The 15,160-nt window shown below is 62.9% G+C and carries 14 protein-coding genes; 5 read left to right on the top strand and 9 right to left on the bottom strand.

Going from position 1 to position 15,160, the window contains the following annotated elements:
* Nucleotides 1-6: 6 nt before the first annotated feature.
* Entirely contained in the window at nucleotides 7-2,115 is a 2,109-nt protein-coding gene (locus CNE_RS32880) for a 3-hydroxyacyl-CoA dehydrogenase NAD-binding domain-containing protein (RefSeq protein ID WP_013959065.1), read from the bottom strand.
* Nucleotides 2,116-2,607: 492 nt separating this feature from the next.
* On the opposite strand from CNE_RS32880, the gene CNE_RS32875 reads away from it, so the two are divergent.
* The gene (locus tag CNE_RS32875; RefSeq protein ID WP_013959064.1) at nucleotides 2,608-3,699 is read left to right on the top strand and encodes a porin; all 1,092 of its coding nucleotides are present in this window, start codon (nucleotides 2,608-2,610) and stop codon (nucleotides 3,697-3,699) included.
* Nucleotides 3,700-3,780: 81 nt separating this feature from the next.
* On the opposite strand, the gene CNE_RS32870 is transcribed toward CNE_RS32875, so the two are convergent.
* The 5 genes from CNE_RS32870 to CNE_RS42785 form a co-directional block, all read right to left on the bottom strand.
* Entirely contained in the window at nucleotides 3,781-5,403 is a 1,623-nt protein-coding gene (locus tag CNE_RS32870; protein ID WP_013959063.1) for a GMC family oxidoreductase, read from the bottom strand.
* A 187-nt stretch (nucleotides 5,404-5,590) separates the two neighbouring features.
* Nucleotides 5,591-6,796 (bottom strand): tricarballylate utilization 4Fe-4S protein TcuB, encoded by a 1,206-nt coding sequence (gene tcuB, locus CNE_RS32865; RefSeq protein WP_013959062.1) that lies wholly within the window; start codon nucleotides 6,794-6,796, stop codon nucleotides 5,591-5,593.
* On the bottom strand, nucleotides 6,783-8,192 hold the full coding sequence (tcuA, locus tag CNE_RS32860) for an FAD-dependent tricarballylate dehydrogenase TcuA (RefSeq protein ID WP_013959061.1): 1,410 nt from the start codon (nucleotides 8,190-8,192) through the stop codon (nucleotides 6,783-6,785). Before tcuA ends, tcuB begins: the two co-directional genes overlap by 14 nt.
* Before the next feature lie 46 nt (nucleotides 8,193-8,238).
* The gene (locus CNE_RS32855) at nucleotides 8,239-8,466 is read right to left on the bottom strand and encodes a hypothetical protein (protein ID WP_041229027.1); all 228 of its coding nucleotides are present in this window, start codon (nucleotides 8,464-8,466) and stop codon (nucleotides 8,239-8,241) included.
* Between the two features lie 49 nt (nucleotides 8,467-8,515).
* Nucleotides 8,516-8,659 (bottom strand): rubredoxin, encoded by a 144-nt coding sequence (locus tag CNE_RS42785; RefSeq protein ID WP_041229233.1) that lies wholly within the window; start codon nucleotides 8,657-8,659, stop codon nucleotides 8,516-8,518.
* Between the two features lie 317 nt (nucleotides 8,660-8,976).
* On the opposite strand from CNE_RS42785, the gene CNE_RS32845 reads away from it, so the two are divergent.
* Genes CNE_RS32845 through CNE_RS32830 form a run of 4 tightly spaced genes read left to right on the top strand, consistent with a single transcriptional unit; the run spans nucleotide 8,977 to nucleotide 12,594 of the window.
* Nucleotides 8,977-10,146 (top strand): thiolase domain-containing protein, encoded by a 1,170-nt coding sequence (locus tag CNE_RS32845; RefSeq protein ID WP_013959058.1) that lies wholly within the window; start codon nucleotides 8,977-8,979, stop codon nucleotides 10,144-10,146.
* Nucleotides 10,147-10,151: 5 nt separating this feature from the next.
* The gene (locus CNE_RS32840; RefSeq protein ID WP_013959057.1) at nucleotides 10,152-10,568 is read left to right on the top strand and encodes a Zn-ribbon domain-containing OB-fold protein; all 417 of its coding nucleotides are present in this window, start codon (nucleotides 10,152-10,154) and stop codon (nucleotides 10,566-10,568) included.
* A 24-nt stretch (nucleotides 10,569-10,592) separates the two neighbouring features.
* Entirely contained in the window at nucleotides 10,593-11,762 is a 1,170-nt protein-coding gene (locus tag CNE_RS32835; protein WP_013959056.1) for a lactonase family protein, read from the top strand.
* Nucleotides 11,763-11,817: 55 nt separating this feature from the next.
* Entirely contained in the window at nucleotides 11,818-12,594 is a 777-nt protein-coding gene (locus tag CNE_RS32830) for an SDR family oxidoreductase (RefSeq protein ID WP_013959055.1), read from the top strand.
* A 71-nt stretch (nucleotides 12,595-12,665) separates the two neighbouring features.
* Here the strand turns inward: CNE_RS32830 and CNE_RS32825 are convergent, their stop codons facing one another.
* The 3 genes from CNE_RS32825 to CNE_RS32815 all read right to left on the bottom strand — a co-directional run bounded on the left by CNE_RS32825 (nucleotide 12,666) and on the right by CNE_RS32815 (nucleotide 15,142).
* A complete protein-coding gene (locus tag CNE_RS32825; protein ID WP_035816008.1) occupies nucleotides 12,666-13,403 on the bottom strand; it encodes an IclR family transcriptional regulator in 738 nt (245 codons plus the stop codon).
* Nucleotides 13,404-13,589: 186 nt separating this feature from the next.
* Nucleotides 13,590-14,375 (bottom strand): enoyl-CoA hydratase/isomerase family protein, encoded by a 786-nt coding sequence (locus CNE_RS32820; RefSeq protein ID WP_013959053.1) that lies wholly within the window; start codon nucleotides 14,373-14,375, stop codon nucleotides 13,590-13,592.
* Nucleotides 14,376-14,392: 17 nt separating this feature from the next.
* Nucleotides 14,393-15,142: an enoyl-CoA hydratase/isomerase family protein gene (locus CNE_RS32815; protein ID WP_013959052.1), complete on the bottom strand. Its 750-nt coding sequence runs from the start codon at nucleotides 15,140-15,142 to the stop codon at nucleotides 14,393-14,395.
* Nucleotides 15,143-15,160: the final 18 nt, after the last annotated feature.

Below are 15,160 nucleotides of genomic sequence, written 5' to 3'. Positions count from 1 at the left end.
GCCCCATCAGAGTGATGCACCCTTCGCCTCCCGCAGCGCCCCATCGGCCACGGCAATTTCAGCGAGCAGCTTGCTGGGCGCCCAGCGCTTGCCATATCGCTCATGCCATTCGGAAACCTGCTGCAAGACTGCCTGCGCCCCGACGGTATCCGCCCAGAACATTAAGCCGCCGCGATGACGGGGGAAGCCAAAGCCGTACAGCCACATGACGTCGATGTCGCTCGCGCGGTAGGCTTTGCCTTCCTCCAGGATCTTGCAGGCTTCATTGACCGAGGCGAACAGCAAGCGGTGCAGGATTTCTTGGTCGGTGAAGGTGCGCTGCGGAATGCCGAACTCCTCCGCCACCTCCGCGATGACCTGTTTCACCACATCGTCGGGATAGGGGGTACGGTCGCCCTCGCGGTAGGCGTACCAGCCGGCGCCGGTTTTCTGTCCTTTGCGGCCCATTTCCACAAGGCGGTCCGGCACATGCAGCTTGCGGTACTCAGGGTTGGCCTCTGCGCGGCGCTTGCGCCCTTCATAGCTGACATCCAGACCGGAAATGTCGTTGACGGCAAACGGCCCCATCGGGTAGCCGAAGTCGACCATGACCTTGTCGATCTGCTCCGGCGTTGCGCCTTCCTCGAGCATCAGCATTGTCTCGGTCATCATCGGGGCGCGACTTCTGTTCGTGGCAAAGCCGTCGCATGAGCCGGCGACCGCACATACCTTGCCCATGTCGCGCGCCATCTTCATGGCATTCGCCACCGTCTCGGGCGAGGTCTTGCTGCCGCGCACCACCTCACAGAGCTTCATGACGTTTGCCGGCGCAAAGAAGTGCGCACCGGCCACGTCCTGCGGACGCGCGGTGGCGTCCGCCATGATGTCGATATCAATGGCCGACGAGTTTGTCAGCAGCAATGCACCCGGTTTCATCACGGTATCGAGTCGGCCGAAGATCTCCTGCTTGATGTCAATACGCTCAAACACCGCCTCAACGACGGCATCGCAGTCTGCGATGGCTTCGTAGCTCTGCACCCCCTCGATCAGCGCCATCCGTGCATCCATGTCGCCTTGCGACAAGCTGCCTCGCTTGACACGGACCGCATAGGTGTCCTGGATGCGTTGCATGCCGCGATCGAGCGCCTCGCGAGAAACCTCCAACACTTTGACGGGAATGCCCGCATCCGCGTAGGACATGGCAATGCCACTGCCCATCGTGCCCGCACCAATCACGGCAGCGGATCCGATGCGCTGCGTCTTGGCAGCGGGCGCAGCGCCGGGAACCTTGGCGGCTTCGCGCTCGGCGAAGAAGGCGTAGCGAAGTGCTTTTGCCTCATCGGAACTTTCCAGCTCAACAAAGCGTTCCGCCTCCAGCGCTACACCCTCGTCAAACGGCATCGTGAGCGCGGCCTGCACGCATTCGAGCGCATAAGCCGGCGCCTTGACATGCCGCGACTTCTTGGCAATGGACTTGCGCGCGGCGTCGAGTGAAGCCATGGCCGCATCCGTCGCGACGCGCTGCACCATATCGCGCGCACGAGGCAACGGCCGCTGTGAAGCGACGTCCTTGGCGAAGCGAATGGCTGCCGCCTTCAGATCGATACCTTCGACGATGGCATCAACGATGCCGAGTCGCTGCGCCTCCCCGGCGCTGACATGACGGCCGCTGAGGATGACGTCCAGGGCCGCAGTCGGGCCGGCGATACGAGTCAGCCGCTGCGTACCACCGCCCGCGGGGATGATGCCAAGATTGACCTCCGGCAAGCCGAGCCTTGCGTCCGGGCTCGCAATCCGATAGTGGCACGCCAGCGCATGCTCGAGTCCACCGCCTAGCGCATAACCGTGCATGGCCGCCACCACCGGCTTCTCGCTCGCTTCGATCGCCGCGGCGCTGGTGCGGGTGGAAACCGGCCGGGCGCTGCCGAACCGGCGGATGTCCGCGCCAGCGATGAAGTTCTTGCCTTCTCCCAGCAATACGATGGCTTCGATACCGGCGTCCGCATTGGCACGCGCGATGCCCTCCATGATGCCTTCTCGCACACCGGCGGCCAGTGCATTGACCGGAGGATTGTTCACGGCAATCAATGCGACGCCGTCCTCAACGGCATAAGTGACAGTCTGGGCTTGATTCATCAGGTTTCCTTCCAGCCGCTACACGTGAAGCGGGCATGTCCGACGTGGTTTCATGTTCGAATTCATAGTAGCACGAGTTTCATTCAAAGGTATAGGTTTCTCTCAATGGAACTTGGTGCAGGTCGGGGAAGAAGGTGATCGGGCGCACTCATACATGCCTCGTGAGCGATTTCGCGCGCACCCTTAGTATCGAAAACCCTAGTGGTTTCAATCACTAAAACCGATTTCGTTTTATTGACTGGGGAATTCCTGTCGGCTAGAGTTGCCAGCGTTCCTGCCATCTGAAAGTCTCAGTTCTGCGCCGAGGATGCCTTCCGTTGTTACGAAAAGGCTCCTTCGCATTTGATGCCAAGTCCCGGCTGCGAGTCACCGGTGACGCATCAGGCCGGCAAACCCACTACCAATCGGTGTTCCGGATTGCGATGAGCGCTGCGTTCATCGTCCCCTGCAGTCTTGCTTGCTTCACCACTACAACCAAATTGAGGAGACCCCATGAAGTTGAGAGCTAACGTCCTGCTTGCAGCAATCGCTGGCGCCTGTTCCACGGCCGCCGTGGCGCAATCCAGCGTGACGCTGTACGGGTTGGTCGATACCGGCTTCGAGTACATCAACCATCTGACGCCGGGCGATCATTCCGTCCTCCGCATGACGCCAGGCAACATGGCCGGATCGCGCTGGGGGATTCGCGGCGTGGAAGATCTCGGTAGCAACCTGAAAGGCGTGTTCGTCCTCGAAAGCGGCTTTGAGTCCGATACCGGCAGATCATCGCAAGGCGGGCGCCTGTTCGGACGTTCCGCCTATGTGGGCTTGCAGGGGCAGTGGGGCTCGCTGCTGCTGGGTCGCCAGACCAACGCGCTTTATGGCATCGCCGGCGATATCGACCCCATGGGGATCATGGGCCGATACTCGTTGCTGGCCAACGACGGCGCTTTCGTCGGACGCGCGGACAACACCGTCAAGTATGTGGGCAATTTTGGGGGCTTGCAGGCGAGTGCCATGTACAGCTTTGGCGCGGAAAGCGGGACGGCAAACGGCAGCGAGGTCCCCGGCAACAGCAAGCTCGGTCGCGAGTTTGGCGGCAACTTCACGTACACCACGGGCCCCTTTTCCATTGCCGCCGCATATGACGAGCTGAACACGGGCACGACCACTGTCAATCCGGACGCCACGGCACGTCGCGCGACAGTGGCCAGCACCTATGCTTTCCAGAAGGCAAAGGTGTACGTGGGCTATCGCTGGGCCAAGGCTTACGATGGTGCGCTGCTGCCTGGGGCTCCGGTGGCCGGCAACCAACGCTCCAATCTCTGGTGGACCGGCGTGCGCTGGGAGGTCACGCAGCCGCTGCAGATCTCTGCCGCGGTCTACTACCAGGACTTTGCGGATACGAAGGCGGATCCCTGGATGTTTGCCGTGAACGCCGACTACTCCTTCTCCAAGCGCACCGACGCCTATATCTCGGTCGGCTACACGAAGAACCGGAACGGGTCCAACCTCGGCCTTGGCGGCGGCGGCTACGGCTTTGGGACGGTGCAGGCGGGCGCCAACCAGTTCGGTACCGCCATCGGCTTGCGTCACAGGTTCTGACGATCCCGCGCAAAGTGGATATCGAAAGGCCGCGCTGAGCAAGCGCGGCCTTTGTTATTGCGGAGATCGGCTTCGCAGCCGCTACGCCGTCCGGCTTGACGCGGTTCGATCGGCGAGGATCATGTCGGCCCCCTTCTCTCCGATCATGATGGTCGGCGCATTGGTGTTGCCGGAGGTCACGACAGGCATGATCGACGCATCGACAACGCGCAAGCGCTCGACGCCACGCACACGCAGGCGTGCGTCAACCACTGCCATGCTGTCCTTGCCCATCTTGCATGTGCCCGCGGGATGGAACGCGCACTGGCCTTCGCGCTCCATATAGTCGATCCATTGCGCGTCGGTGCGTACCGGGTCGCCCGGCACAAGTTCGCGGACGATCAGCGCAGAGAGCGGCTCCATGGCAAGTATTTCGCGCAAGCGCCGCAACCCCGCCAGCATCGCGCGGACATCTTCAGGATCCTGCAGGTAGTTCGGCACAAAGGCAGGCGACTGCATGGGATCGCTGCTACGCAGTGCCACCTCACCGCGCGAGGCCGGGCGCACGCGATAAACGGACGCGCTGATGGCGGGGAAACTGTCGACTACCGCTTTACTGGACCCATCGTAGGAGAATGTCATGGGCCGGAAACTGAGTTCCATGTCCGCATACTCGACATCTGGCCCGCTGCGCACGAAGGCGGCTGCAATCGATGAGCCGAGTGCAAGGTAGCCACCCTTGGTGATCAGATAGCGCGCGCCCTCAGCGTACTTTCGCCATCCGCCGAGATGCTGGTTGTAGGAGCCGCCAGGCGTGGTCTGCGCCTGCACGCGCACCGCGAAATGGTCCTGCAGGTTTTTGCCGACGCCCGGCACGTGCGCAACGGTCGCGATGCCGTATTGCCGCAGCTGCTGGCCGTCGCCGATGCCGGACAGCATCAGCAGATGCGGCGAACTCAGTGCACCCGCGCACAGTATGACCTCGCGCGCGGCTTCGAACCGCTGGGTCCGTCCCTCCAGCAAGACCTCGATTCCCGTAGCAGCCAGGCCACTGAAGAGCACGCGGCGTACATGCGCACCAGTACGGATCTCGAGATTCGGCCGGCGCCCGGCAACGGGGGCCAGGAATGCGTCATAGGTGGACTGCCGCACGCCGTTGCGAATCGTGGCGCGCAGCAGCCCTACGCCCTCCTGATCGCCTTCGTTGAAGTCATCCAGGCGTGCCAGGCCAGTCTGTTGCGCCGACGCCAGGAACGCCAGCGCCGCAGGGTGCAGGACCGACGGATCGCTCACGGTCAGCAGTCCGTGCGGCCCGCTGGCGGGTTCGGTGTCAGCGGCATCGCACACCGAGCGCCTGAAGTACGGCAACACGTCGTCCCAGCCCCAACCTGGGTTGCCAAGATCCCGCCAATGATCGAAGTCGCGCCGGTTGCCGCGCACATACACCATGCCGTTGATGGCACTGCTGCCACCAAGCGTCTTGCCGCGCGGCCAATAGATCCGGCGATTGCGCAAGCTCGGCACCGGCTCCGTCTGAAAACACCAGTTGTAGCGCTCGGACTTGAACAGCTTGCCCATGCCGGCGGGCGTGCGGATCCAGAAATCGTCAGCGGGCGGGCCCGCCTCCACCAGCAGCACACGCGTGCCGGGATCCTCGCTCAGTCGACGGGCCAGCACGCATCCTGCCGAGCCGGCGCCAACGATGATGTAGTCGTAGCAATTCACGCAGTCAGTCTCCCCTTCCGAAGCCAGCGAGCCGCCACCGGAACCGATGGGCCGTGGAGACGTTGCCGGGCAGCAAAAAAAGCTGGCGCACCGAAGCTTTACGCCTGGGGCTGCGCCAGCAGATTGAATCTCGCTGATCCAGCTCGACCCTCTACGCCCGCTGTTGGCAGGCGAAGAAGGCCCCCGATCAGTCGTCGCCGAGGCGCAGTTCGCTGGGCCTACGTTTCTCAATGTTGGACTTCAACAGCGCTGCGGTGCGCAAGATGCCGTGCGCAAACTTGCCATACGGCAGGGTCGCAAACAAGGCCATCACGACACCGAGGTGTACTGCCAGAAGCAAAGGCATCGCCGCCGTCTCACGTCCCGCCAGCAAGGCCAGTCCGGTCCCGCTGGTCAACAACAGCAACGCAATGAAGCCCCGATCCATCGGCCGCTGTTTCACATCGCCATGCATCGGATGACGCCGCAGGTTCAGCCACAGCAATCCGGCCGGGCCGATCAACAGCCCAATCCCACCCGCGGTTCCCAACAGCACCGGCAGGCTGAATACCGGATACGGCGCATGCCATCCCAATAGATAGTGGTAAGCCGTCGCCACCGTCGTCGAAGCAAAGCACAGCATGAAGCCATAGAACGTGAAATGGTGGAAGCGCCGCCGCGCCAGCGTAAAGCGATCGCTCGCCTCATTGCAGCCATCGCCATGCCCGCCATCCAGGTAGGTCAACGCCAGCACGTTCTTCGCCGCCTCGGCCACGGCAGGCGCGGAGGCCGTGCCGGCCGACACGTCCCGCCAGAAGCGGCGCACTCCGATGCCCAGCGCGATCACCGCAAAGCCGAACACCGCGCCGAACATGCCTGCCAGCGTATTGTGGGGGAAGACCCCATAGAAATTCCCGCCCGCATGCGTGCGCCACAGTGCGCCGCCCACCGTCACGGCCAGCACCAGGAACAACGCCAACCCGATCGCCAGCGCGACCGACACCGTCAGGCCGTTGCGCTTGTACAGCTTGCCCAGCGGCGCCGGCCACGCATATTCGCTATACGTCTCCAGCCGCACCTTCGCCATCGCCTGCGGCACGTTGACGCCGAAGTCATGCGGCGGCGCATACTGGCATGCGTGATAGCACGCCCCGCAGTTATGGCACAAGTTCGCCAGGTAATTGACATCGGCCTTGCCGAACTCAAGCCGGCGCGTCATCGCCGGGAACACCGCGCAGAAGCCTTCGCAGTAACGGCACGCATTGCAGATCTGCATCTGCCGCGCGACTTCGGCTTCATTGTCGGTCAGCGGCAGCACGCGGATCACGCGTCCAGTGCCGGGCGTGGCGATCGCGCCTTCTTCGTTCCCGGCCAGTTGCGCGGCTTCCCGCGCCAGGGCTTCAAGCTTCTGCATGGACGGCTCCCGTGTTGATGCCTGCCGCCAATGCAGCCTGCGTGCCGGCGATGCGCCCAAAAGCCGTGCCGATCGACATGCCGACCCCGGCCGTATATCCCTTTCCGAGCACGTTGCCCGCCATCATTTCTCCCGCCACGAACAGATTCCCACTCGGCTTTCCGCCGAAGTGCACCTGGGCACGATCGTTGACCTTGAGCCCCAGGTAAGTGAAGGTGATGCCCGGCCGCAGCGCGTAGCCGTAGAACGGCGCCCGGTCGAGCGGCCTGGCCCAATGCGTCTTGGCCGGTGCCAGGCCTTCGGTGTGGCAGTCGTCCAGCGCGGTATGGTCGAAGGTGCCGACGCGGCACGCCGCGTTGTAGTCCTGCACCGTGCGCACGAACTGCGCCTCTGGCAGCCCAAGCTTGCGCGCGAGCTCAGGTAGCGTGTCCGCCTTCTCGCCAGGAAACACCGGCGGCATGAAGCGGCCGATGGCTTGGCTGTCGATGATCGAATAGCCGATCTGCCCGGGCTGCTGCGCCACCAGCCGGCCCCAGATCGCATAGCGCTTGGGCCAGAAGTCCTCGCCTTCGTCGTAGAAACGTTCGGCGTCGCGGTTGACCACCACGCCCAGCGACACGCAATCGATGCGCGTGCAGATGCCGCCGTCGTACAGCGGCGCGCGCGCGTCGATGGCGACGCAGTGCGATTGCGATGGGTCGCCGATGGCGTCAGCGCCGGATTCGATCATGTGCTGCAGCAGCACGCCCTGGTTGAAGCGCGTACCGCGGATCAGGAAGTTGTCGGCGGGCCATTCGCCGCGTTCGTTCTGGCCCCAGGCTTCGCGCAGCCATTCGCGGTTGGACTCAAAGCCGCCCGCGGCCAGCACGCAGGTGCGCGCGGTAAAGCGCATGTCGCCGCTGCGTGCGGCGACGAAGCGGTCCCCATCCAGCTCAATGCTGTCGACCGGGGTGTCATAACGGATCTGCACGCCCATCGCTTCGGCGCTGCGGTAATACGCGTTGACCAGCGCCTTGCCGCCGCCCATGAAGAAGGCGTTGGTGCGGGCCACGTGCAGCGCGCCCGAAAGTGGCGGCTGGAAACGCACGCCGTGCCTGCGCATCCACGGCCGGCACGTCGATGACGCGCGGATCGCCAGCCGCGCCAGGTGTTCGTCCGTGATGCCGCCCGTCACCTTGAGCAGGTCCTGCCAGTACTCTTCTTCCGGATAGGCGTCGACCAACACGTCCTGCGGCGCATCATGCATGCATCGCAGGTTGCGGGTGTGTTGCGAGTTGCCACCGCGCCACGCGCGTGGCGCCGACTCCAGCAGCAGTACCGAAACCCCGGCTTCGCGCGCCATCAGCGCGGCGCAGAGCGCGGCATTGCCGCCTCCTATCACTAGTACATCGATCATCCAATTCTCCATCATGGCGCCGCGCGCGGCCGCCAGGATCTGACTGTCACGCCTGCCTGGCGGCTCGGTCGCAAGGCGGGAACACGCACCAGGAACCGTCGGCGTGGCGGAAGAACATCAAGCACAGCGCGCCCGAAGGCCGCTCAACCTCGACCTGCACATAGCCGCGAGGGCTCGCGTCGTCGCGCATGCGGGTGATCCTTGCCATCTCCGCCGCATCTGGCCCGAGCCACTTCTGCATCAGCCCGCGCAGGGACATTCCACCGATTCCCATTTCACCCTCCGTGGCGATCCGGCCTCGCACCGCGCCGGCTTTACCTGTCCTACACCTCGACCATCTCGAAGTCGCTCTTGCCCACCGAGCACTCCGGACACATCCAGTCGTCCGGAATGTCAGCCCAGCGCGTACCCGGCGCAATGCCCTCCTCCGGCATTCCCATCGCTTCGTCGTACACGAAGCCGCACAGTACGCACTGCCAAACCTTGAATTCGGCAAGGACGGCACTCGCACCCGAGTGGTCACCGCTCGCGCATAGCTGGTTCTCCATGGTCCTACTCCTTTCGTCATACCTGCCCCTTGCGGGCTCGGCGCTGGGGGACCTGCCTGCGGACAGCCCCCCCCTCTTGAATCACTAAAACGAGCCATGCCGGCCCTGTCCCGATGTTTTTCAGGTTCCCCACAACCTTGGACACGATGGTATCATGGGTTCTGATCATTAGCATCGATTCCAGTGTATGAAACCGAACGGCAGTTGTCCAGTAACCGACTGCAAGGAGACTCGGCATGACAATCAAAGGCAAGGCCTACATCATCGGGGCGTATGAACACCCCCTGCGCAAAGCGCCGGAGCACTCCGTGGCGCAGCTCCATGCGGAAGTCGCCAAAGGTGCGATCGAAGACGCGGGTCTGTCGCGGGACGACATCGACGGCTTCTTTTGCGCCGGCGACGCACCGGGAGCCAATGTCTGGTCGATGGCGAACTACCTCAACCTGAACCGGCTCCGGCATGTCGATTCCACGGATATGGGCGGATGCTCGTACTTGGCGCACGTGGCCCACGCGGCCGAGGCAATTGCGGCGGGAAAGTGCAACGTGGCACTCATCACTCTGGCCGGACGGCCAAATTCGGAGGGCATCTCCGGCACCCAGGTCCGCGTCCGCGGCGTCAATATGCCTGAGGCGCCCTATGAAATGCCCTACAGCCCGGTCACGCTGAACCTGTACGCCATGTGCGCCATGCGGCATATGCATGAGTTCGGCACGACCAGCGACCAGCTGGCCTGGGTAAAAGTTGCCGCTTCGCACCATGCGCAATACAACGAAAACGCAATGCTGCGCAACGTCGTCTCGGTGGACGACGTATTGGCCTCGCCGATGATCGCGGATCCGCTGCATCGTCTGGATTCATGCGTCGTAAGCGACGGTGGTGGCGCAGTGATCGTGGCGCGCCCGGAGATTGCCAGGGCCCTGGCACGCCCGCGCATCAAGCTGCTGGGCGCAGGCGAATCGACTAAGCATCAGATGGCCGGCAAGGTCGACCTCACTTACACCGGCGCGGCATGGACAGGCCCGCGGGCATTCGAAGAAGCGGGCGTTACCCCTGCCGATATTCAGTATGCGTCGATCTACGACAGCTTCACCATCACCGTGATCCTGCAGCTGGAAGACCTCGGCTTCTGCAAGAAAGGCGAAGGCGGCCGATTCGTTGCTGATGGCAACCTGATCTCCGGCGTGGGCAAGCTTCCGTTCAATACCGACGGTGGCGGCCTGTGCAATAACCATCCGGCAAATCGCGGCGGCATCACAAAGATCATCGAAGCGGTGCGCCAGCTGCGCGGCGAAGCCCACCCGAGCGTGCAAGTGCCAGATTGCACACTTGCCCTGGCCACCGGCATCGGCGGAGCCATTGGCCACCGCCACGGCGCCGCCACGCTCATCATGGAAAGGGAGTAAATGACATGCCGACGTTTTCCGAAGCCCGCAAGATCAGCGACCCCGCCCTGAATCCGGGTGACGAGCCCTATTTCGCCGCCGCTGCCCAAGGAAAGCTGCTGCTCAAGGTTTGCCGCGACTGCGAGCAATCGCATCACTATCCGCGTGCCTTGTGTCCTTTTTGCTGGAGCAGCGATGTGCGATGGGCCGACAGCCAAGGGACCGCCGTGATCTACACCTACAGTGTCACGCGCCGCGGCGCCGGCACGCCATACTGCATCGCATACGTGACTTTGGATGAGGGCCCCACCATCCTGACGAATATCGTGGACACGGATTTGGACACGGTCCGGATCGGCCAGCGCGTCAGGGTGGTCTTCAAGACGTCGGAAGGTGGCACATCGATTCCGATGTTCACGCCAGTTGCCGACAATACGCCCTGATCCGAATACCCACCGGAGAATCCGATGGCAAGATCCATCGCTTTATATAGCGCCGTTGACGACATGCTCACCCATTACGCGGTGGACGTCGATTCCGCTACGCTTGTCAGGAAGGAAACCGTCCGGGTTCCCGCCAAGGTGCAATATGCCTGGCGGCATCCTGCCAAACCGTGCTTGTATGTTTCCACCAGCAACGGCGGCCCGCGGGTCGAATCGGACTACAACCACGTCAGCGCCTTCGCCATCGGTGCGGATGGCGCATTGCTTCCCCATGGGGAAAGCAAGCCATTGCCGCGTCGCGCCGTACATATGTGCGTGGATCCCTCGGGGCGCTATGTCCTGAATGGCCACAACTATCCGTCGAGCGGGGTCACAGTGCATCGCGTAGAGGCCAATGGCGAAATCGGCGATCGCGTCGTGCAGGCCACCGCCCTGGACTACGGTATTTATCCGCATCAGGTCATGGTCACGCCGTCGGGCCGCACCGCAGTGATCGTCGATCGCGGCAACAAGGCGCAGGGCGACAAGCCGGAAGAGCCGGGGGCGTTGCGGACCTTCGGCTTCGAGGATGGTCAACTCTCGGCGGGCGGCGTGGTGGCCCCGCAGGGGGGATATGGATTCGGCCCGCGCCACATCGCGTTCCATCCGTCAAAACCCTGGCTCTACGCATCGGACGAACGCACCAACCGGCTTTATATGTTCCGCTACAGCGAACGCGGCATTGAAGCGGCGCCTGCCTTCGCCTGTCCAACGCTGCGCCAGCCGGAACTGGTGCGCCCGCGACAAATCGGCGGACCGATTCATGTCCATCCGGCCGGTCATTGTGTCTACGTTGCCAATCGGGCCGACCACACCGTCGCCGACGGCGAGCACAAGGTATTCGCAGGCGGCGAAAACAATATCGCGGTTTATGGGATCGACCCGGAAACGGGCGAACCGAAACTTCTCCAGCACGTCAACACACAAACCTTCCACATCCGCACCTTTGCCTGCGATCCGGATGGCCGCCTGCTGGTTACGGCAAGCATCAAGGCCCTGCACGAGCGCGATGGCGACCGTATCCGGCACGTGCCGGCGGCGCTCTCGGTCTTTCGCATCCAGGCCGATGGCTGTCTGGAGTTCTGCCGAAAGTACGATGTAGAGACCTCAGGCAGCCAACTCCAGTACTGGATGGGTATGGTTGGCCTTGACTAGTGGCCGGCAAATTGCCGACGAATGTTTATCCGCCCCACCTTAGTGAGCAAAAAACATGGATCTCGGAATCAAAGGAAAGACTGCGCTGATCACCGCCTCCAGCGGCGGCATGGGCAGGAACATTGCGCACGCCTTGGCTGCAGAGGGCGTCAATGTGGTGCTGTTCGCCCGCTCCGCTGACAAGCTGCAAGCCGTTGCGGATGAGATCGAACAGCAGCACGGCGTGAAGGCCGTTGCGGTCCCAGGCAATATGCTGGTTCGCGCCGACGTGGAACGCCTGGCTTCCTCGCTCCGGCAGAACGACGGTGGACCCGACATTGTCGTCCTGAATACGTCACGCCCCCCCAACCCGATCCGCGCCACACTCGAAGAAACCGACGAGGAGCGCTGGAAAGAGGCGTACCAGAACCAGTTGTGGGGCACCATCCAGGTGGTTACCCACGTCATTCCGCTGATGCTCGACCGCAACTGGGGCCGGGTCATTGCCATCACCTCGGCATCAGTCAAGCAGCCGATGCCGCATCACAGCCTGTCAACGGTGTTTCGGGCCGGCGTTACGGCTTATATGAAGCACCTGGCGAATGAGGTCGGTGCAAGTGGCATCACGGTGAACTGTGTTGCGCCCGCGTTGATCGACACTTCACACCGCAGCGGCGGTGCCGCCTATTCTGCGGAACAAACGGCCGCCCGCAAGAAACTGACGCCGCTGGGTCGACTCGGTACCCAGCAGGAGACAACCGGCGTGGTAACGTTCCTGGCTTCGATGCAGGCAGGATTTGTCAACGGCGCGACGATTCCGGTGGAAGGCGGGATGGTGGGGTCACTGCTCTGACGCCCAAGCGTCCGGCAAGCGGGGGTGAAGGGTGGTAGGCCGCGTGCAGCGTGCCTACCCCATTGGACCGGCTAGTCCAGCTTGCCGCCGAACTGCAGCGAAATATTGGCGGCGGCGCTGACCACTTGCTTGACGAGTTCCTTTTCCCGCGTCTGCAAACGCACCGTCGGCGCACCAAGTGAAATGCAATAGTGCACTTCCTCGTGCACGTCCTTGATGGGAGCCGATATCGCCGAGATGCCTAGCAGGCGCTCCCCGTGCGAGACCGAATAGCCCTGCTCGCGCACTTTCTCGAACTCCGCGAGCACATCGGCCTTGGTTCGCTTGGTCGCCTTGGCGACCGCGGTGACGAGAGGCGCCGCCTCGTCCTTGGGCATATACGCCATCAGCACCTTGGAACCCGAGCCCATGAGCAGCGGAATCTGCTCGCCCGCCTGGACCACGGCACGCAGCGGCGATGCGTCTGTCGACACCGCGTCGATGCAGATGCGATTCTGGCCACTGACCGTATGGAGCGAGATTGTCTCCTTGGTTTTCTCCGCCAGCTCGACCAGGATCGGGCGGGCGATCTCGCGGATGCCGAGCGTACTCTTGACCAGGCCGGCCAGTCGCGTGAAGCGGAACGAGAGGCAGTATTGCTGGTCTTCCAGGCGAACCAGATAGCCGGCCTGGTCCAGGCTCTGGACAATGCGGAACGTCGTAGACTTCGGCAGCTCGATGCGGTCAGCAATCTCTTGTAGCGTCAGGCTGCTCCGTTCGGCGGTGAAGCTTTCGAATACAGCAAGAATACGTTGCACCGAGCGCATCATTTGGAGGTGTTCCATCCATATTTTCAAACCCTGTATGGTACATCACGGGCAGTAGGGTTGGTGCCACGCCCCCCGACGCCTCCTACCGTCCCCCCACCGCCGTAGGCAGCCCCACCGGACGGGCTCCTACAGCAGCCCTTAAAAAGCGCTTCATTAGGCACTTTTTACGCAGAGAAGAAGCGTGTTTTAGCGACCCTCGAATACGGGCTTGCGCTTCTCCTTGTAAGCCAGGATTGCTTCCTTGTAGTCACGGGTCGACTGCACCACAGCCATATGCGATGCAACCGTTTCAAGACTCGTGCGCAGGTCAGTGCGAAGCGATTGATACATCAGCTTCTTGATATCGCGTGTCTGGATCGGCGGGCCATCGGCCAGGCGAGCAGCGAAAGCAATCGTCTCTTGCATCAAGTCATCCGCGCTGCAAACCCGATTGACCAGCCCGATCCGCAGCGCTTCGTCTGCCGGGACGAAGTCGCCAGTCCAAAGTAGCTCCAAGGCCTTGGCTGGTCCCACGAGACGCGGCAGGAAATAGCAACCGCCGTTGCCTGGCAGAAGGCCGACACGGATGTATGCCTCTGCAAATCTCGCGGTGCTCGCTGCAAAGCGCAGGTCGCACATCAGCGAAAGGTCCATTCCTGCCCCAACGGCCGCACCGTTTACGGCGGCGATCAGCGGTTTTTCGAATTCTTCCACCGCGAGCGCGACCCGATGTGTGACGTTCTGGAGCCGCTGCTTGCGTTCCAGTGGTGTCGGTTCGGCTTCCGAGCCACGTCGCCCGAGATCGCCGCCCGAACAGAATGCGTCCCCGCTCCCGGTGATGACAAAGCTGCCGATGGCCGGATCGTCATTCGCCTTCTTCAGCGCCGTGCCTAGCAGCTCGAGCATTTCCTCACTCAGCGCGTTCTTCTTTTCGGGACGATTCAGGCGCGCGACCACCACCCGTCCAATCGTTTCAGTTTCCAGATCTGCCATTTTTCTCCTCCTGATTTTTAACGAGGCAAGGATTGTGCTTCGCCCTTGGCGATGGCCTTGCGGTGCCGGGCATGCTCAGCACGCGCTTCAGACAGCGCTGCTTTCAGCTGCCGGTTGATCCAGTGCTTGTTGTCCGCAAACACGCGCCGCTCCTTGGCGCCCAGCGTGGTTGCCAGCACCGTCGCTGCATGTTTTAGTTCGTCGGCGGGTACCACGGCCGCAACCAACCCCCGCGTCAAGGCCTCGCGTGCGGACATGCGCCTGCCGGTCTGGATCAGGTCCAGCGCGAGCGCGCGTCCGCCAATGACCTCAAGAATGTTGGCCCCGGAAAATGTGGGAATGCCCAGGTCGATTTCCGGCAGAGACAGCGAGGCCGCGTCCGCCGCGACACAGGCGTCCGACAGCAATGCCAGCATCGCGCCGCCGCCGCTGGCGATGCCGTTCAGTGCGGTGACGACCGGGACCGGGTTGTCCATCACAGCATCTTGCAATGCTGCCAGCGCCTGCGACCGGCGCTCACGCTGGCGCGCCATGTCGCCGTCCTCGGGCTGCTCGCGCACGTCCGCGCCGCCACTGAACACGCGGGCGCCCGCTGCGGTCAGCAGCACGGCCTTGACGGTGGGATCACTCGCGCCGGCCCTGATCGCAGCGGTGATGCCTTCCATAATGGCGACTGTCATCGCGTTCGCCTTCTCCGCACGATTGATGGTGATCCACAGAAAGTCGTCAGCGCGTTCGACTATCAAATGCTCTTGCCTGCTATCCATTAGAGGTCTCCCCTGTCT

The organism is Cupriavidus necator N-1 (assembly GCF_000219215.1).
Lineage (GTDB): Bacteria > Pseudomonadota > Gammaproteobacteria > Burkholderiales > Burkholderiaceae > Cupriavidus > Cupriavidus necator.
This window is presented reverse-complemented; position numbering and strand designations above follow the sequence as displayed.